The 18,888-nt window shown below is 40.7% G+C and carries 19 protein-coding genes and 1 riboswitch; of the genes, 9 read left to right on the forward strand and 10 right to left on the reverse strand.

Translation table 11 applies throughout. The annotated features are described in order from the left end of the window. Positions 1 to 24 precede the first annotated feature (24 nt). Positions 25 to 1,200 (reverse strand): beta-aspartyl-peptidase, encoded by a 1,176-nt coding sequence (gene iadA, locus ACQKL6_RS12070; protein WP_402990256.1) that lies wholly within the window; start codon positions 1,198 to 1,200, stop codon positions 25 to 27. A gap of 176 nt (positions 1,201 to 1,376) precedes the next feature. Between iadA and ACQKL6_RS12075 the strand changes: the two genes are divergently transcribed. Then, positions 1,377 to 1,682 carry a hypothetical protein gene (locus ACQKL6_RS12075; protein ID WP_402867639.1) on the forward strand — a complete coding sequence of 102 codons (306 nt, stop codon included), beginning with the start codon at positions 1,377 to 1,379 and terminating at the stop codon, positions 1,680 to 1,682. Positions 1,683 to 1,863: 181 nt separating this feature from the next. On the opposite strand, the gene ACQKL6_RS12080 is transcribed toward ACQKL6_RS12075, so the two are convergent. Continuing rightward, positions 1,864 to 3,840 (reverse strand): transglycosylase domain-containing protein, encoded by a 1,977-nt coding sequence (locus tag ACQKL6_RS12080; protein ID WP_427651171.1) that lies wholly within the window; start codon positions 3,838 to 3,840, stop codon positions 1,864 to 1,866. Positions 3,841 to 4,130: 290 nt separating this feature from the next. Here ACQKL6_RS12080 and ACQKL6_RS12085 point away from each other — a divergent pair, with 290 nt between their 5' ends. Continuing rightward, positions 4,131 to 4,655, forward strand: a complete 525-nt coding sequence (locus ACQKL6_RS12085; RefSeq protein WP_427651172.1) for a universal stress protein — start codon at positions 4,131 to 4,133, stop codon at positions 4,653 to 4,655. Positions 4,656 to 4,707: 52 nt separating this feature from the next. Here the strand turns inward: ACQKL6_RS12085 and thiT are convergent, their stop codons facing one another. Next, a complete protein-coding gene (thiT, locus tag ACQKL6_RS12090; RefSeq protein WP_402867636.1) occupies positions 4,708 to 5,289 on the reverse strand; it encodes an energy-coupled thiamine transporter ThiT in 582 nt (193 codons plus the stop codon). A 98-nt stretch (positions 5,290 to 5,387) separates the two neighbouring features. Then, positions 5,388 to 5,490: riboswitch (TPP riboswitch) on the reverse strand. Positions 5,491 to 5,740: 250 nt separating this feature from the next. Between thiT and ACQKL6_RS12095 the strand changes: the two genes are divergently transcribed. The 3 genes from ACQKL6_RS12095 to ACQKL6_RS12105 all read left to right on the forward strand — a co-directional run bounded on the left by ACQKL6_RS12095 (position 5,741) and on the right by ACQKL6_RS12105 (position 9,559). Continuing rightward, a complete protein-coding gene (locus ACQKL6_RS12095) occupies positions 5,741 to 6,628 on the forward strand; it encodes a cation diffusion facilitator family transporter (RefSeq protein WP_427651173.1) in 888 nt (295 codons plus the stop codon). Positions 6,629 to 6,851: 223 nt separating this feature from the next. Beyond that, positions 6,852 to 7,961: a histidine kinase N-terminal domain-containing protein gene (locus tag ACQKL6_RS12100; protein WP_427651174.1), complete on the forward strand. Its 1,110-nt coding sequence runs from the start codon at positions 6,852 to 6,854 to the stop codon at positions 7,959 to 7,961. 266 nt (positions 7,962 to 8,227) lie between these two features. Next, the gene (locus ACQKL6_RS12105; RefSeq protein ID WP_402955541.1) at positions 8,228 to 9,559 is read left to right on the forward strand and encodes a hemolysin family protein; all 1,332 of its coding nucleotides are present in this window, start codon (positions 8,228 to 8,230) and stop codon (positions 9,557 to 9,559) included. A gap of 43 nt (positions 9,560 to 9,602) precedes the next feature. Here ACQKL6_RS12105 and ACQKL6_RS12110 read toward each other — a convergent pair whose 3' ends face one another. The 4 genes from ACQKL6_RS12110 to ACQKL6_RS12125 all read right to left on the reverse strand — a co-directional run bounded on the left by ACQKL6_RS12110 (position 9,603) and on the right by ACQKL6_RS12125 (position 12,054). Then, complete coding sequence (locus ACQKL6_RS12110; protein ID WP_427651231.1) at positions 9,603 to 10,232, reverse strand: DedA family protein; 630 nt, start codon at positions 10,230 to 10,232, stop codon at positions 9,603 to 9,605. A gap of 165 nt (positions 10,233 to 10,397) precedes the next feature. Further along, complete coding sequence (locus tag ACQKL6_RS12115) at positions 10,398 to 10,571, reverse strand: Lmo0850 family protein (protein ID WP_402867631.1); 174 nt, start codon at positions 10,569 to 10,571, stop codon at positions 10,398 to 10,400. A gap of 105 nt (positions 10,572 to 10,676) precedes the next feature. Then, entirely contained in the window at positions 10,677 to 11,390 is a 714-nt protein-coding gene (locus ACQKL6_RS12120) for a FixH family protein (protein ID WP_427651175.1), read from the reverse strand. An 88-nt stretch (positions 11,391 to 11,478) separates the two neighbouring features. Next, positions 11,479 to 12,054 carry a YitT family protein gene (locus tag ACQKL6_RS12125; RefSeq protein WP_427651176.1) on the reverse strand — a complete coding sequence of 192 codons (576 nt, stop codon included), beginning with the start codon at positions 12,052 to 12,054 and terminating at the stop codon, positions 11,479 to 11,481. Between the two features lie 601 nt (positions 12,055 to 12,655). On the opposite strand from ACQKL6_RS12125, the gene ACQKL6_RS12130 reads away from it, so the two are divergent. After that, on the forward strand, positions 12,656 to 14,008 hold the full coding sequence (locus ACQKL6_RS12130; RefSeq protein WP_402867628.1) for a hemolysin family protein: 1,353 nt from the start codon (positions 12,656 to 12,658) through the stop codon (positions 14,006 to 14,008). A gap of 370 nt (positions 14,009 to 14,378) precedes the next feature. Here ACQKL6_RS12130 and ytvI read toward each other — a convergent pair whose 3' ends face one another. Further along, positions 14,379 to 15,425 (reverse strand): sporulation integral membrane protein YtvI, encoded by a 1,047-nt coding sequence (ytvI, locus tag ACQKL6_RS12135; RefSeq protein ID WP_402990271.1) that lies wholly within the window; start codon positions 15,423 to 15,425, stop codon positions 14,379 to 14,381. 127 nt (positions 15,426 to 15,552) lie between these two features. Here ytvI and ACQKL6_RS12140 point away from each other — a divergent pair, with 127 nt between their 5' ends. Both ACQKL6_RS12140 and ACQKL6_RS12145 read left to right on the forward strand, forming a co-directional pair. Beyond that, on the forward strand, positions 15,553 to 15,756 hold the full coding sequence (locus ACQKL6_RS12140; RefSeq protein WP_402867626.1) for a hypothetical protein: 204 nt from the start codon (positions 15,553 to 15,555) through the stop codon (positions 15,754 to 15,756). 318 nt (positions 15,757 to 16,074) lie between these two features. Continuing rightward, positions 16,075 to 16,497: a MarR family winged helix-turn-helix transcriptional regulator gene (locus ACQKL6_RS12145; RefSeq protein WP_402867625.1), complete on the forward strand. Its 423-nt coding sequence runs from the start codon at positions 16,075 to 16,077 to the stop codon at positions 16,495 to 16,497. Between the two features lie 45 nt (positions 16,498 to 16,542). On the opposite strand, the gene ACQKL6_RS12150 is transcribed toward ACQKL6_RS12145, so the two are convergent. Beyond that, a complete protein-coding gene (locus ACQKL6_RS12150; RefSeq protein WP_402955535.1) occupies positions 16,543 to 17,937 on the reverse strand; it encodes a PLP-dependent aminotransferase family protein in 1,395 nt (464 codons plus the stop codon). Between the two features lie 105 nt (positions 17,938 to 18,042). Here ACQKL6_RS12150 and ACQKL6_RS12155 point away from each other — a divergent pair, with 105 nt between their 5' ends. After that, positions 18,043 to 18,621, forward strand: a complete 579-nt coding sequence (locus ACQKL6_RS12155) for a GNAT family N-acetyltransferase (RefSeq protein ID WP_402990276.1) — start codon at positions 18,043 to 18,045, stop codon at positions 18,619 to 18,621. 44 nt (positions 18,622 to 18,665) lie between these two features. Here the strand turns inward: ACQKL6_RS12155 and ACQKL6_RS12160 are convergent, their stop codons facing one another. Continuing rightward, a complete protein-coding gene (locus ACQKL6_RS12160; protein WP_402867622.1) occupies positions 18,666 to 18,827 on the reverse strand; it encodes a hypothetical protein in 162 nt (53 codons plus the stop codon). Between the last annotated feature and the right edge of the window lie 61 nt (positions 18,828 to 18,888).

Raw genomic sequence — 18,888 nt, forward strand, 5'->3', positions numbered from 1 at the left:
ATTCAAGAAAGAGAAATCAATGAATTATTTTTCAAATGTGCCTTTCACCATCGCTTTGCCCTCACTGACCATAATCTGACCCATTGCGATGACGGTATCTATTTCAAAGGTCTCTTTTTTCAAAATCAGTATATCTGCGTCCCTTTCCGTTTCCACCCGTCCTTTATTAGTTAGCTTCAAAATATTCGCGGGATTTTCCGTGACCACACGGATGGAATCCTCTATCGAAACTCCATCATCGATAATCGCATCGACAACCGATTCATACAGCGACATGCAGGTCCCCATACTCAGTCCGGATATATTTCCGTTGCCATCAAATTCCGGAAGGCTAGCCTGTCCATCTGATGTAAGCGTGATGTTGCGGATATCAACACCTTCGTCGAGGGCTCTCCTTATTGCCGTGCTTGCTTTTACTTCCCCTTCATCCAAGAATTTTTGAATGGTACTTGTCGTGAAATCGATGTACCCGCCTTTTTTGGCAAATTGTATCCCGGCCTCAAACAAATGCGGGTTCCGGTTCATATGTGTAGGGTAGAACTGTGTAATCGGTATTTCCGTCGTCCTGACGACTTCCTCGATTACCTGTACATGATCCAGGCTATCCCCGACATGTATATTAACGATACCGGCTTTCCCGGACAAAAGTCCTCCATTCCTGGCCTGCGACGCAAGTTTTGCAAGCTCTGCCACGGTTGGCTGTGAAGAACGGTGATCGGCAATGGCAATTTCACCAACTCCAATGATTTTATCCACTAAGATTAAATCATCTTCAATTTTGTCCATTAGGGTCTTCACCGGGACTTGGTACGAACCTGTTTGAACGAAGCAACTAATCCCTTCTTCTTCTAGGGCCCTCGCTTTAGCAAGCAAGTCCGGCATCGTCCTTGTCGTTCCATCCGTGCCAATGACCCCGACTAATGTCGTGATACCGGCTAGCGTCGCATCGGTCAACTGAATTTCGGGCGTTCTTGTTTTGAATCCCCCTTCACCGCCGCCACCGATGATATGAACATGTGCATCGATAAAACCTGGTACAATGATTCGACCGTTCGCGTCAATCACTTGCATTTCAACGAAATTGGCAGGGACGTCGATTTTATCCTCAATGAAGCCAATTTGTTTTCCGACCAACAAAACGTCTTTCTTACCTATGTATTCCGGCGTATAAACCTCACCATTCTTTATCAGTGTCAGCATAGGGCCAAACTCCCTCCAAGTTTAAATATTCTAATAGGTTTCAAAACGATATACGCGGGTAAATATACACCATAACCCAATTACATGAATTCAAAAGAACTTAACTTAGTTTTTCTATCTTATAAGTATTACGGCACAAACATTTAATTATATAAAAATTAAAGGAGTAAACAACCATGAACAAAGTAATTTCTGCTGATATTAAAACAAATACACGATTATCCATGCGTCAAATCATGAACTTATACCAAGTGACAAAAGAATTCAAAGGAAACATCTACTTTATCTGCAATCATAAAATGGTCGATGCCACAAAACTTTCAACATTTGTATCATTCGTTCTCATTCTACAAGAGTGTGTGGATATGAAAGTGATCCTAGAAGGACAAAATGTACATGCAATGCTGGAAAAGGTTCAGGCCATTTGTAAAGAAAATGATGAAAAAATAGGATTTCACTCCAACCAAACCGTTGGGATTTAATATACGAAAAAAAATTACATATAAATGAGGTGTATAGATATGAGAACCATTTTAATGATTATCGGGGCTATCGTCGTAATCGGTTTAGTTGTAAATTTCATCTTTTAATGAGGGAAAAAAAAGCTGTCAATCATGACAGCTTTTTTTCTATTTACTGGGAATATGGATATATCCCCAATCATCACCAAGGAAAATCCCATGTTTTCCACTTACCAAGGCCCTCCTTGATTTCATTCCCCTTATCAATCCAATATTGCTTCCTTTCCTCTTCTTCATCCTTTTCCTGCTGTTCCGCTATCAATGGTCCGATGTCTTCTGCATGAAATGATTCAGCCGTTTCGTTCTGTAAGGCCTGAGCCATGATCTTTTGAAAGATGAGTGTACTTCCCTGGCTGCTGTTAGTGGTTAAATAATGTTCTTTATCCGTTTTATCGTAGCCAGCCCATACAGCTCCTACTAAAGAAGGGGTGTAACCCACGAACCATTGATCCTTCACACCTGATATGCCTTCGATTGGGACCTGTGTGGATCCTGTCTTTCCTGCGATTTCATAGCCAGAGACCGCGGCATTTTTAGCCGTTCCATAGTTAACTGTCCCAAGAAGCATCGCATTCATCTTATCAACGACATCCTTCGAAGCCACCTTTGTCTTCTTTTCCTTCCAGGCTGCTATTTCTTTCCCATCCGTGTCTTCTATTTTTATAATGGCATGCGCTTCGTTTCGCTTTCCTTCATTTGCAAACGCCGCATAAGCTCCTGCCATTTGGAGTGGGGACACCCCTTTATCCATCCCGCCTAAGGCTATCGATAGATTTCGGTCATTTTTTTTGTCATAAGGAATCCCAAACCGTTTGAGCGCATCCAGCCCCTTGTCGATTCCAATTTCATTCAGGAGCCAAACGGTTGGCACATTCAAGGAATTCATCACGGCTTCATACATTGGGACCTCCCCTTTATAAGTGCCGCTCAAATTCGATGGTTCATAATTCCCGAACTCCATCTTCTCGTCTTTTAAAGAGTCGGTCATTTCATATCCTTCTTCAATTGCCGGTGTATAAACAGCGAGCGGTTTAATCGACGAACCAGGAGATCTTTTCAGTTGCGTCGCCCGATTATATCCCATGAATTGATGCTCGCCCCTCCCCCCAACAAGTGCCTTAATGCCGCCTGTTTTAGGATGAAGAAGGACCGTCCCACTTTGCACCAATATGTCATTGCTTGTCCCAGAAGGGAAATTGGCATCCTGGCTATAGACTGATTCGGCAGCCTGCTGCATCGGTTGATCTAATGTGGTATATATTCTATAGCCCCTAGTGAGTAATTGCTGGAGCTCCAATCCATACATGGTGGAGGCTTCAGATAGGACATGGTCTATATAATAAGGATACTTCCCTTTTAAAGGATCTGTATCTTCACCTAACTGTAGTGATACTTCATCCTTTTTGGCAGAAGCCGCTTCCTCTTCGGTCAAATATCCGTGTTCGGTCATTCTAGACAGTACCAAATCCCGTCGTTTAACCGCCCCTTCTGGATTTTTGTACGGATCAAGCTTGGAAGGCAAGTTAATGACCCCAGCAAGCAAAGCCCCTTCGGCGACGGTTAACTCAGAAACATCTTTTGAAAAATATATGTTCGCTGCCTTTTTGAGTCCCCATGCTCCATGTCCAAAATAAACTTGATTCACATACATTTCCAAAATTTCATCCTTTGTATACGTACGTTCCAATTCTTGAGCGATGAAAAACTCTTCTATCTTTCTTTTCAAGGTCCGATCTGATTCAAGCATGGTGATTTTTACAAGTTGTTGGGTAAGTGTACTCCCGCCTTCAACAACGCTTTTCGCCTTGACATTTTTCACCATCGCACGCATGATCGCTTGATAATCTATGCCATGATGTTCATAAAAACGGTGATCCTCAATGGATACGACCGCTTGAATGAGATGTTCCGGGATCTCCTCTATCGCGACGCCTTCCGATTTATTAGCCGTGACGGTACTGGCTAAGTTCCCATCCTCGTCATAAATCTTGGTCGGTTGCTGAAGTTGATCCTGGAGATTGCTTATATCCACAGTTTGTTTAAAATATATGAACAAACCGGCTCCCACTACAACAATGATTGATATAATTATAAGACCTATTTTCAATAACGCTCTCATTTGTACCCCCATTTTCCCAGATGCGACATGCTCCATTAAAAACATTTTGCCCTTTTTATGAAAGAAAACTCTTGCAATGGCTAAAAGGGAAAACAAATTCCACAACATTTTTCCCCTTATCCTTTTCCATACAAAGTGCCTACAATATTTCTCCCTTTCATGCCTAGTCTTTTCTTTTTCCATACCCTTTACCCACATTTATAAATCAATATACACCTGAAAAAGGCATGAAACCAATAAAAACGGGTATATAACCTATAATGACAAATTATGGGGAGAGATAATCTTAGATGAAACAATTAAAACGTATCGTCGCCGCTTATGATGGAAATGAAGAGAGCAACCGCGCAGTGGAATATGGAGCTTCATTAGTAAAGGCCTTTCCGGAAGCTGAATTGACCATTGTTCAAGTTCTGAATCCAAAAGGTGAAAGCCGCATCATCGAGAGTGCATCCGCTCCTGGGTTCGTACCGGCAGCAGGATTTTATGTCGACCCTTCACAAACGCATCCCGTAACAGAAGTAGAACAACAAAGTCAAATGCACATGAACGATACTCCCACCGTTCATGAAAACAATGTGAGGATGGCTGAAAGCAATATGATGAGGTTGCTCAGTGAATGCCAGGTTAATGGAAATATCGAGATTTTAGAGGGAAATGCCACGGATAGCATATGTGACTATGCAAAGCGGACGAACACCGATTTAATCATCGTCGGCAACAGTGCAAAAAGCGGCCTGGAAAAGTTCTTCCTCGGAAGCACCAGCAGTTCCATAGCCAAGCAGGCACCATGCTCGGTATTTATTGCAAAATAATGGAGAAAAGGGCCGGCTCATAATCGAGCCGGCCCTTTTAAAAGGTCTGTCTTTAGATGGCTTTCTTCAACAAGACATTCGAAGCAGCCGAATAGAGCACCATTACCACGATTGCTGATAAAATAAAACTAAACAGCATATATGTCCCATTGTAAATCAAGGAATAGAGGACGACTGGTTGCCCGTCTGGCGCATATTCCCCAAAGAAAACGATACCTGCTGTAAAATGGCAAAGAAACCTCAGGAAGCTCCCCACAAACATGCCACAAACCGCATATATATCCCCTCTTAACCGTTTTCCCCCTTTACGGTTATTCACAAATTTATTCATGAACAACCCGGATAATCCCACGGCGGTAAAAGCAAGGAAATATTCGATAAATCCTTGAAGCGGCGTTGCCAGAAATGCCAAACCAGTGGCAATCTGCAAAAGCCCCAATAGTAAACCGGTGGCCATTCCGCCCTTGATTCCCCAACGATAGGCCATTAAGAATATCGGTACCATGGCAATGGAAATCGATCCCCCCTGTGGCCATATCCTTGCAAAGACAAAACCGGAGACTATATCCAGCAGTAATGCCAATGCAGAAAAAATCGCGACCTCTGTCATGAATAATGTTTTATGTTTCATCATCTCTCACCCTTCTCCACGTGCAAAAGTGCCCATGAGTCCCGTGTCGCTTTTTCGGCATGCAAAAAAGCAACACCAGGGCGGTAATGGATGCCCAGTATTGCTATCCAAAACCACATCCCTACGCTAGTACTAACTAACAGGTTCATAGGGTCTGAACTCAACCGTTCACTCTCAGCCATCTTGGCTCCCCTTGTGGAAGTATTTAATTTTTGTTCCTCGGTTAGAATATACTACTAGTTTCTCTAATTGACAAGTAAATAACACGATTATATCCACGAGCATTTTTCCCTATTACTGGTTATATTTTTTCATCCAGCCAACTTCTTTACATGGCCTCAATACACATGCCATATGCCAAGTTAGATGGATAAAGACGACAATTTTTCTATAGACTCACTAGGGTTCAATTTGATATCTTTATAAAGGTTATTTTGCACGAGGGGGAAAAGACATGGATAAACATTCAATTTCTGCTGAAAAGGGCGCCTATATCAGTATAGCCGCATACATATTCTTGTCGGCCCTCAAATTAACGTTTGGTTACTTTGGAGACTCGAAAGGACTTTGGGCAGATGGTTTAAACAACACGACCGATATCATTGCCTCTGTCGCTGTATTAATAGGCTTAAAAATATCAAGGCGACCACCTGATAATAATCATTCATACGGTCATCTGAGAGCTGAAACCGTAGCTTCTTTGGTTGCCGCCTTCATTATGATCACCGTCGGATTACAGGTCATATACAGCGCCATCGAATCATTCTTTTCGCAGGACGCGACAGTTGTACCAAATATGTTCACAGCTTATGTCGCTTTATTCTCCGCCATCTTCATGTACGGGGTATATCGTTACAACTTGGCTTTAAGCAAAAAAATAAACAGCGCCTCCATCCATGCTGTCGCACAGGACAACCGTTCTGATGCTCTTGTCAGTATCGGTGCTTTTATAGGTATTATCGGTACCACAATCGGCATAGACTGGTTGGATGCGGTTGCGGCTTTAGTGGTAGGTCTGATGATCTGCAAAACGGCTTGGGATATTTTCCACGACGCTTCACTTTCCTTGACCGACGGTTTCGATGAACAGCATCTCCAACAAATAGGTCAAACCATCCTGTTGACGGATGGGGTGAAAGACATGAGTGAAATTAAAGCTCGGATGCATGGGAATGAAATTCTGGTTGAAACAACCGTGCATGTCAATCCGCTCTTGACCGTCATCCAAAGTCATGACATTACAGTGAAGGTTGAAGAAAACTTATTAAAGGAACATGACATCAAACATGTCATTGTCCATATCGAACCCTATACATTTCAAAAAAAAGGTACCCGTCAATAATGAACGGTGCCTTTTTTATATGTGTAAACCCCCTATTAATACAATGTTTACCTAATATAAACAAAGCCTTTCCCCTTTTACCGATCATTTACCGCATGAATGAGTATTTAAAGAACGCTTTCAATCTGTTATTATTAAAACCATATATTACATTTTGGAATTATATTCTAATTCATTCATAATTAAGTAAGATAAATTCATTTTCCTACACATGGAGGGCAAAATGGTATTGAATCGAGAAATGACTCTTCACTTCCTATCTTCTCATAAAACTACTATCCTTACCGAATGGAAAGAGCGATTAAAGCATTTATCAGATGGCTATATAGAATATTTTGAAGAAGAAATAGAAAAAATTCTAAATTCACTGATGAAACAACTGAAAAATACAGATACTAACATAGATGATATGCTGAAGGATTTAGGGGAAAAGATTTCAGCCGGCCGGGTTAAACAGCATTTGAATATGGATATGTTCTTTTCCATAACCTCTACCGGAAGATCGATCATCATTGATCAATTTCTCGCTTACGAAGCCATCAAAGGAGAACTATCTGCGGTTATCCACCAAATAAATGCGTACTTCGATAAACTCATTTATTTCGCTTTATCCAGTTATACCGATTTAAAGACGAAGCAGGTTGCGGAGCAATATCAGCTGATCAATCCAAATCATAAAGACCGTTTGACCCTTTTAGGCCAGATGACATCAAGTTTTGTCCATGAGTTCCGGAATCCCCTTACTTCCATCATGGGTTTCATTCAATTATTACAAGCCGAACAGCCAGAGATTAAGTATCTGGACATCATTTCAAAGGAATTGGATCAGCTTAATTATCGGATTACACAATTTCTTAACCTTTCAAAGAGGGAAACGGATACTACACAAATTGAAATATTTCCAATCGCCCCCCTGGTAGATGAAGTGATTGAATTCCTATACCCTAGCATCTTGGAAGTAAATGCTTCCGTCTCCTGTAATATTGAGGGCGAAGCCCAGTTGGCCGGCTCCAAGGAGGAATTCAGGCAAGTGTTACTCAATATCATATTGAATGCCCTGGATGTGGTTACGGAAACGCCAAATCCATCCATAGACATTTCCGGTTCGGTCGCATCAGGTTTCTTAACCTTGAATATTTCTAATAACGGTCCAAAGATACCTTCCGAGGTGCTTCCTAGCATCTTTGAACCCTTCATCACAACGAAAAAAAGGGGCACAGGGTTGGGACTATTCGTTTGCAAGGAAATCATCCTGAAGCATCAAGGCACCTTGACTTGTCATTCAACAGACTTCTTAACTACATTCTCCATACGCGTAAAAACAAAATCATAAGTAAAAGTCACCAAATCAAGGGGAAGTAGTGTGTAATTTTTGACTGATTCCCTGATAGTTCCTTATACTATAATTAGGTGACTTGTATAATCGTGATGAATAAATCTAAAGATTGGTAAATAAAAGCTCGAAGACATTCATTTCAAGATCATTCCATCTACTTTTTTTACAGTCATTATACATTTTATTCATTTTTGTTTTTGGGAGGTGACTGGGATAATTAACCCGTTTGGTAAAAGTAAACGGTTCAATTACATCCCTCACTATTGGACATATTTAGTTTAGCCTTAGTCATTATCTTAATCGCTTTAACCGCCTTTTTTGTTGCTTCCGAGTTTTCAATCATTAGGGTACGAAGCTCGCGAATCGACCAATTGATAGAAGAAGGAAACAGGAAAGCCTTAGCTGCAAAAAAGGTGACATCCGATCTCGATGAATACCTATCTGCAACACAGCTCGGCATTACCGTGACCGCCCTTGGACTTGGGTGGCTTGGGCAACCGACAATCTATAAATTGATAGAACCTTTATTCGAGCTATTACATATTCCGAACAAAGTGGCAGGTATTTTGTCCTTTATCATTGCATTTTCCCTAATGACCTTCTTGAATGTCGTCGTAGGTGAACTCGCACCTAAAACGGTTGCCATACAAAAAGCGGAAGAGGTTGCCTTGGCCATCGCCAAACCTCTGATCCTTTTCCATAAGATCGCGTTTCCGTTCATCTGGTTATTGAATCATTCCTCTCGGTTTGTCGTTGGATTATTCGGCTTCAAATCCGCTTCGGAAAGCGAGCTTGCTCATACGGAGGAAGAATTACGTTTCATCCTTTCGGACAGCTATAAAAGCGGGGAAATCAATCAATCCGAATTCAAATATGTAAGCAATATATTTGATTTTGATGACCGGGTAGCCAAGGAAATCATGGTTCCAAGAACAGAAATCCTTACCATTTCCAAAGATGAAACCGTACAAGGTTTCGTCGATGTTGCCAAAACGGAAAAATACACGCGTTACCCCGTTGTCGAAGGTGATAAGGATCATGTGATTGGCTTGGTCAATCTGAAAGAAGTTTTTTCTGACCTAATTAAGGACCGGGATATCCAGTCCAAAACCATTGAACAATATACCCGCCCGATCATTCGGGTCATGGAGAATATACCCATTCACACATTACTGCTAAAAATGCAAAAAGAGCGGATTCACATGGCCATCTTGATGGATGAATATGGTGGTACTTCCGGTCTCGTCACCGTTGAAGATATCCTTGAGGAAATCGTCGGGGAAATTCGTGATGAATTCGATATCGATGAAGTTCCTTCCATTCGTAAGATCAAGGATGGACACTATATCTTGGATTCCAAACTTCTAGTAAAAGACGTGAATGACTTACTTGGCATTCACCTGGATGAAGAGGATGTAGATACAATCGGTGGCTGGATCTTAACGGAAAATTATGATGTACTAGTTGGCGACATCATGGAAAAAGATGGTTTCTGTTTCAAAGTCATTGAGATGGATGAACACGCCATCCGTTTTATTGAAGTGACAAAAAAAGTAGAACAGCTGACACTTGAGGAGAACCTTCCACAAGATTAAGAATAAGAAAAATGGCCCTAGTATTCTTACCGGGGCCATTTTTTTATATTCTTTTATCAGACCCAACCTTTTTGACCGTCACGATTGGCGGCGGGCTCTTTTTCTTCCAAATGATATACAACATGATCAAGACGAATGAAAAACCTGCTACAGGAATCAAATAAGGTGCAGTGATTTCTCTAATTTGTTGCCAATTCTCCCCCAAAATCCGACCCAATGACAAGAACAATATCGTCCAAGGGATGACGGCTGCCACTGTATAAAAAGTGAATGTCCAGGCGGACATCCGGGCAATTCCAGCTGGTATGGAAATGGCATGTCGTACGACAGGAATGAAGCGGGCTGTGAACACCACCCCCACCCCATACCGTTGGAACCATTCTTCGGCCATTATCATATGAGCTTCTTTAATGAATATATATTTTCCATACTTTAAAAGGAATGTCCGTCCTCCATAATAACCAGCCCAATAAAGGAATAATTGGGCAATCGTACCTCCCACCACCCCTGCGATAACGGCACCCAAAAAGTTCATCTTACCCATTCCGATCAAATAGCCACCGTATCCAAGTACGAGCTCACTGGGGATGATTTCCACCATCAACCCCAATAAAATACCGATATATCCCATCTCCGCAAACCAATTCAGTATCTTCATAATAAGCTCTGATATCATGTAATGACTCCCTTTACCGCTAATTTTGACTTGGTTGTCCTTCTATCCTATTGCGGAAAAATCCGTTCTATTCATTTTCCTGAAAAAAGGAACAGTCAGATTGGGATATGATTTTAGATAACAAAAAAAAAGACCAGCTTGTCTTTCCCGGTCTCCTTGTGATTAATATTCTTTTATTTCCTGTTTTTGTACATCGTTTGAAAAAGCAGTTGCGAACTCTAAGGTGAGTAAGGATGAATCAGTGTGAGAAATATTCGTGAAAATCTCCTGACGTGATTTCGTTTTTTGAATATGGACCCCGAGATTTTTGTACTTGTTGATTATTTCATTTTTCATGCTTACCCTCCCTTCCTGCTGTATTCGTTATCCTTTACGTTCCCATTAAAAGTAAGGCTAAAACCTATCTGGATAAATACTCGCCAAAAAGGGTAGATATTCTCATCAATTAACCTGTATCGTTTGTAACTGATGTTCATGCACTTCTTCTTTTTCCACATGCACCTGAATCTTATAAGTTCCCGCCTCGTCAAAGGACACTTTATTTAGATAAGTCCCTTTTCCCTCTTCTTTCGCCTTGGTGAAAGAACTTTCTTCACTGCCTTCTTTCCACACCTCAAAATTTACATCTGCATCAGTCAAAGGCTTCCCATCCAAATGCACATTGGCTTCAAAGGTGGAACTGTTCCCCGCCGTCACAGGATTGTTATGAAACTCGATCAAGACATTCGACCTTGGGTGTACCGAGGTGTTTTCACTTTCATTATCAGTAATGACCACTTCTTTTTCCGGCATCACATGTTGATTTTTAGCTGTTACATGGGCAATTACATGATACTTCCCTTGTTCCTTGAAGGTGTGCATCACTTGATATGTCCCGCTTCCCGTATTCTTTGCATCTAACATTTCCCGTTTATCCTGTCCGGATTTCCTCACTTCAAAAAGAACCTCACCAGCTTCATTTACAAGTTGGCTTCCTTCCTTCACTGTGGTTTCAAGGATGACCTCTTTTCCGGAGACTAATGTCCCTTTAACGGATATAGTGGCCTCCATGGTTTCAGGTATGGCATTGCTCACTTCTTTATCTTCTGGCTTTTCGGTTTCCTGACATCCTGCTAACGCAAACAATAATATGGCTGACAAATAAAATTTCTTCATCGAAAACTTCCTTCTTTTTCATAATTAACCGATAAGACGGTCGTTTTATACACCATCCTTCCCAGATAACTGAAATATATACATTCTATTAAGTTGCGGTCCGCATCACGGTTACCGAAGTCAGCATCGCCACCGCGATGATGGTCAAAAATGAATAGAAAAACACAGTCAGGTCCACCACGCTCAGGCCCACAATGAGGACACATCCATCTATGAAGAATATTAACATGCCGGCATTAAGCCCGCTTTTCCTGGAAATGATCTGTGCAAGCATGTCGGTCCCGCCTGTTGATGTTCCATACCGGAGCATGAGCCCGATTCCCAGCCCGATTAGTCCCCCTCCGATTATGGCACTTATATAGATGGGAAGTTTCCAATCGATGACAGCCTCGGAAAAAATATCGATACATAACGAAGAGAAAAGTAGGCCATGCAAACTGTTGAGGAATAGTTTTTTTTCGTAATACCAAGCATATATATATAGGGGAATACTGCTCAGAATAACGCCTAACCCAGTTGGAAGCCCTAGAAAATAATGAATGATTAAACCAATCCCAATCATGCCACCATCCAACAAGTGATAAGGAATGAGAAAAAAATTAATTCCTACACCCACAAGCAAACTTCCGGCCAGTATGGCTGCCATCTTTTCGATGATCATCATGACTCCCACATCCTTTATAATGGATAACCTTGTCCCAATCCTATATCCTATGTACAGAGAAGCTAAAAATTAATAAAAGGCCTTTTTTATTTTTTATAGGCATAGACCTTTAGTTTTCTGAATATTCCATTATATAATGGTTATAGGAAAGGAATTGGTCAAAAACCGTCAAATAGTGAAACAAATGAACCTTTTACAAGCCATTTCCACCATTTTGCGAGTATTAGGCAATTTGACTGGATGACTAACTCTTTCTATAATGAAAGTATTTAAATCAATTAAACTGAGGTGATTGGATGGGACATTAAAGAACGTTCGTTGTGACGGACGGACGCTGCTTTGCCTGGCGAAAAAGTGCACGGTATTAAATAATCTTGCTTGCATTTTCCTTGCAAAATTCTTCTATTTCCCGTCTACGTATCGCTAATACACATATACTAGTACTCTATTCATTTAAAAACGGAGTGTAAACTTGCAGCCTTCATGCACGACTCCAGTACGTTTTAGCTATTTAGCACGACAAAAAAAATATACTTGTATATTTTAAAAATGTAGGAGGTGGACTCCTTATTCGTCTCATAGGCGATGTAAGGGAGACTTTTTGGACATAATAAACTTGGTACTTATTGCCATTTTAATTGCTTTAACAGCATTTTTTGTAGCTTCGGAGTTTGCGATTGTTAAAGTGAGGAGCACGAAGATCGATCAATTAATTGAAGAAGGTAAGCCGAATGCCCTAGCAGCAAAGAAGGTCACATCCAATCTCGACGAATACCTGTCAACATGCCAACTGGGAATTACAGTTACGGCATTAGGACTTGGGTGGCTGGGAGAACCGACAGTTGAAAGTATTTTGGGCCCGCTTCTCACTCAATTAAATATCCCTGAATCTGCTTCACATATCCTTTCAATCGCGATTGCCTTTTCTTTGATCACCTTCATTCATGTGGTGGTGGGAGAACTGGCACCAAAGACGATGGCCATTCAAAAAGCAGAGCAAGTAACATTATTCATTGCCAAACCGCTAATTGGATTTAACAAAGTCATGTATCCTTTCATCTGGGTACTTAATGGCTCTGCAAGAGTGCTAACAAAAATGTTTGGATTAAAAGCAGTTTCTGAGCATGACTTGGCTCATACGGAAGAAGAGCTTCGCATCATTGTTTCAGAAAGCTATAAAAGCGGCGAAATTAACCAATCTGAGTTTAAATATGTGAATAAAATTTTTGAATTCGATGATCGCATAGCAAAGGAAATCATGGTTCCTCGTACCGAAATCGCCACGATTTCCAAAGATGATACCATACAGCAGTTTTTTTCCATCATGGCTGAAGAAAACTTCACTCGATACCCAGTTATCGATGGTGATAAAGACCATATCATCGGACTGGTCAATATCAAGGAACTTTTCACGGAAATGATAGACAAGAAAAATCAGGCAACATCTACGATCAATCGTTATGTTCGTCCGATCATTCGTGTCATCGATAGCATCCCCATCCACGATTTACTTTTAAAGATGCAAAAAGAACGTGTACACATGGCAATCCTCATGGATGAATATGGCGGCACATCGGGATTAGTGACCGTTGAAGATATCCTGGAAGAGATTGTCGGTGATATTCGGGATGAGTTCGACTTAGATGAAGTCCCTGACGTTCGTAAAGTGAAAGAAAATCATTATATTATCGATGCAAAGGTATTGGTCAGTGAAATAAATGATTTACTTGGCATCGATATCAACGATGAAGATATCGATACGATGGGTGGCTGGATTCTTACCGAGAACTACGAAGCCAAACAAGGCGATATTCTGAATTATGGACCTTACCATTTTAAAATAAAAGAAATGGAAGACCACCATATCAGCTATATCGAGATTTATAAACCTGCAAAAGCAGTTAGCGAAGTAAAGGAATTTCCTTTAATGTCGCAGACTGAAATCGTTTCTTAATGGAAAACCCCGCCCTAGTTTATTAGGACGGGGTTTTTTCTACCCTACATCATGGCATCTTCCATGATTTCACTTTCATTATGGTACATGAGACAAAAAACTTTCATATTATAGTAAGAAATCCCCCTCTATTTATAGTGATTGAGGTATAGTTCTACCTTTCTTGTTTCATACTGTTAAAGAAACATCATCATAATTAAGGAGTGAAGACTGATGAAAGTTATAACCATTTGCCAGCAATGCAAAGGGAAAGGCAAAACTCGCTATCTACAGTTCTTTTCACGGAACTGCAATCATTGTAAAGGAAAAGGTAAAACGGTTAAAGATATGTCCAATTCAGTAAACTCCATTAAGAATTTCTAACAATGGCTCATATTTTAAAATGATGAAGCTTGATGACACCAGCCCTCTTCAATGTATTATAAACGATGAGAATAGCCGGCCCTAGGAAAAGTCCGATTACCCCCAGCACTTTAAATCCTAAATAAAGACTGACAAGCGACGCTAGCGGGGTTAAACCCATATTTGCTGAATAGATTTTTGGCTCAATGGTCCTCCTGACAACGGTTATGACCAGGAACAAGATGATTAGACCAATGCCAAGGTGATGATTTCCTTGCGTCCATACAATGACAGCCCAAGGAACGAGCACTGACCCTGTTCCCAATATCGGGAGAATATCGACGATGACGATTAAAAGAGCCAAGATCAAGGTGTATTTCACATCTAGGATCCATAGTCCCGCATAGGCCATCAAGAACGTGAATAAACTCAATACAATCTGCGCCCTAAAGAACCCGACAGCCGCCATACTAAGATCTTGATAAACCATGGTGATTTTTTGGTAGGTTGACTCCCTTAAAAAAGAAACTAGCTTTCTCTTCAACATCGGAAGCTCAAGACTGATTAAGAATAAAGCAATTAAATAGATTAAGAAATCTATAAAAAAGGCGGGTACGAGCGTAACAAGCTGAACCATGTCCTGGACAAAGTCCTTCGTAAACCCCTCAAGAGCCATGACCCCTTTTTCCATCGTAAGTTCGATTGACTGAATGAGATTAGGCGGCAACGTTTGGGAATATTGCTCCCATTGCCTGATGACCGGCAAAATTGCCGTGAGATAAATTTCTCGAATTAAAATCGGTAGCTTTTCAGAATGGACGATAATCCGTTTGATTAGAACGGAAAGCGAGAAATAAATCAAGCCGATAAAGCCACCTACATAGATAATGAAGGAAACCAACACGCCCCAGAGGCGATGTACGTTTAACATTTTGCTTATAAAGTTCACTAATCCATCCAATATGATGGCGGTTACTAGAGCAAAAATCAGCGCCCACGAGTAAGGAATCAAGAATATAATCCCTAAAAGGATAGCCGCCTTCCAAAACCAGCGAAAAAACATAGCGAAATTCAATTACTACACCCCCTTGCCCTTTCCTATTTCTCCTATATTTATGAAAGAATCTCCCATATATTTCGGTTATACGTTTTATTTTCTCATTTCAAGGGAAAAGATAAGGAAAGAGATGGAGGGATCGATTATGGATAACTTAAAAAAAGATAAAACTCTGCAGGAACGTAATGATAAATCCAAGGCTTTCAAAGAAAATCAAGAGAAACAACTAGAACGTGATCAGCTTGTCATGCCCATCGACGATTTGCCACTAGAAGACATTAAATACGAAAAAGAAGAAGAACGAAATAAAGAAGAAACCAAACACCGCTCCGCAAGCGAAAGAATTTAACGACAAAAAACCAGCTTCCATGCTGGTTTTTTTAGTTGATATTTTTGTAAGGGGCAAATTGGAAAAAGATAGTTCCCCATGATTTTCAAGACGCTACTTAAAATTTCTGTATGTTTGTCGTATAATACAAAGGGTCATTCTCTTTTTGGCACTTGTTTATGTTCAACTACTCACAAAGTACGACAAATGATACCCCTTACATGTCTTGAAGATAAAATCGGTTATGAGTAAAATGAATCATATGAATCTTTCTTTATCTTAGACTTTTTCAATTTATAAATTATAATGAAGTGGCCGCTCATTATGAAGGAGAATTATATGAAAAACAAACAAAATCAGCTATTCCATCAACATTTACAATTATCCAGAACTATCGTAAAAAATATGAACGAACAGATCACAAGCCTGAATATTTATCATAACCAATGGACAATCTTGAATTATTTAAAGAACTGTGGTTATTCTACCATCAATGACATATCCAATTATCTAGACGTTGATAGCGTGATCATTACCCGTTCCGTGAATAGCATGGAAGAGAACCATATGATCAAACAAGTCCCTGGGAAGGATGAAGAGGAAAAGCGAATTGAACTCACGCCCAGAGGAAAAGAAGTACATATGAAATGCATGAAGATTGCGGATAAGATCGAAGGAAAAGCCTTAGATGGCATTTCCGAAGAGGAGCAGGACTTATTTTTCCAAACACTGCTTAAAATTCTAAATAATATTAGAGATTAATTGCCATCATTCTTTTAAATCCCTTTTATATAAGCGATTCAAAAGCTAGAGCCACGCCTTTTTTAACAGGCGAATCCCTTCTTTGATATCTGATTCAGATAAACCGCCATATCCCATCAAAATGGTTGGATGGTTGTCTTTCTTTGAATGATAAACTGAAGTGGGGTACACCTTCACTCCCTTTCTTTCAGCGGTTTGAATAAGCTCGGCTTCGGATTTATCACTATGGACTTGCACTAGAATATGTAGTCCGGACTTCTCTCCTATTACCGTTATTTGATCATGGAAGGTTTCTTCTAGTTCAGCAAGCAACACTTGATTCTTTTTTCGATACAAGATTCTCATTCTATTCAGATGCCGTTCCCAATGGCCATCTTTTATAAAAAGACAGACCGTTTCTTGGATCATTTTGGAAATGGTCTGTTTGTATCCTTGTAATTTTCTTTGGTAAAGATCGGCTAACTCAGGAGGTAGTACCATATATCCCGCTCTAATCGTGGGAATCAATGATTTAGAAAACGTGCCTAAATAGATTACCCTTCCACCTGTATCCAGACCTTGCAGAGACGGTATAGGTTTGCCTGTATGTCGGAATTCTCCATCATAGTCATCTTCAATAATATAGCCATTCTTTCTACCTGCCCATTTCAATAATTCCACCCTTCGTGATATGGGCATGATCATTCCTAACGGGAATTGGTGAGAAGGGGTAACATAGGCGATATCAGCTTGGCTTTCCTTTAATGATTCCACACACAACCCGCTTTCATCACAAGGAATGAACCTCATCTCAGCTCCCTCCACTTTCAATACTTCTCTCACCCGATGAAACCCGGGGTCTTCCAACCCAAATACTCTCTCCTTGCCAAGAAGAAGCCGCAAAAGATGAATGAAATACTGTGTACCCGCTCCGATGATGATTTGATTAGGGACACACCGCACCCCTCTTGACTGAAAAAGGTAGTCCGCAATTTCGTTCCTAAGACCATGCTCCCCTTGAGGGTCCCCGCTGATGAACATGTCCCTTTCCTGAAGGTACAGCGTATTATTCATGCACTTTTTCCACACGGTATGTGGGAAGGAGTCGATATCCACATGGCCATAATGAAAATCTATCATGTTGGTTACAATTGGCAAAATGGTCTCTGGATTACTAGTCGTGGTTACTTGCTCCATAATGGAAGAAATCCGATCGATTTCCGCTGCGAAATATCCTTTTCTCACCCGGCTCTCCACATACCCTTCCGCGATTAGCTGCTGATAAGCTGAATCCACCGTATTCAAGCCAATACCTAAATGAACGGCTAGCTTTCGTTTTGAGGGTAACTTCATTCCAGCCTTTATTTGCCCATTCTGAATTTCCCTTTTCAAATAGTGATACAGTTGAACATATAATGGTCGATCCTTTGTTTTTTCGAGTTGAAAAGTGATTTCGTACATGGCGCCCACCCCTTTACTGGTTCCATAAATTATAACAGTTCTGGTTCTTATTATAGTACCAGATTTTTTTTATAATCAGGATATTACTTGATTGGAGGAATGAACATGAAGCCGTTTGAATTAACCGGGAAATACGTTTCACTGGTACCCCTGATGGAAAATCATATCGAACCGATTTACACAGCCTCCCTCCCCAAAGAAATCTGGGTGTGGAGTGCGACGAAGATTTTGTCTCATCAAGACGCTGTGGAATTTGTACAGCAAGGCATCTTATCAAGGGAAAAGAATCAGCACCATCCCTTTGCGGTAATCGATTCTTCGACTCAATCGGTTATCGGCAGCACAAGCCTAAGGGATATACGATTCGATAATCAAACAGTGGAAATCGGCTCGACCTGGTATCACCCTTCAAAGTGGAGGACAGCCGTCAACACCGAATGCAAATATTTACTTTTACAGCATGCCTTTGAAACGTGGCACATGAATCGTGTAGAATTCAGGACAGATGAGCTGAACAGAGCTTCACGTGCGGCCATTGCTAGGCTTGGAGCTGTTGAAGAGGGGATGTTACGAAAAGAAAAAGTACTGAAAGATGGGAGAGTCAGAAACACCATGGTGTTCAGCATCCTCAAAGAAGAGTGGCCGAATGTGAAGCAGAAGTTGGAAGGGTTTTTGGGGAAATGAATCAAGAGAGTGCCCATTCATTTGGACACTCTCTTGACCATGGATTAATTTTCGGATGATTGTTTATGAGCTGTACTTTCCTTCTCCTTTTGCTGTAAAGATTCATTCTGCTTTTTAATAGAACGAATGAATATGAATACGACAATAGCGAAAAAAAGTGGCATGAGCAACGCAAACAATAGATAAATGGAATCGCCGAAAAGCATGATTTTTCCTCCTATGCTCTATCCAGTAAGATGGGATGCCTACATTGGATTGATTTCCCTA

Origin of the sequence: Peribacillus sp. NPDC097197 (genome assembly GCF_050278025.1) — a bacterium.
In the GTDB taxonomy this organism is placed as follows: domain Bacteria; phylum Bacillota; class Bacilli; order Bacillales; family DSM-1321; genus Peribacillus.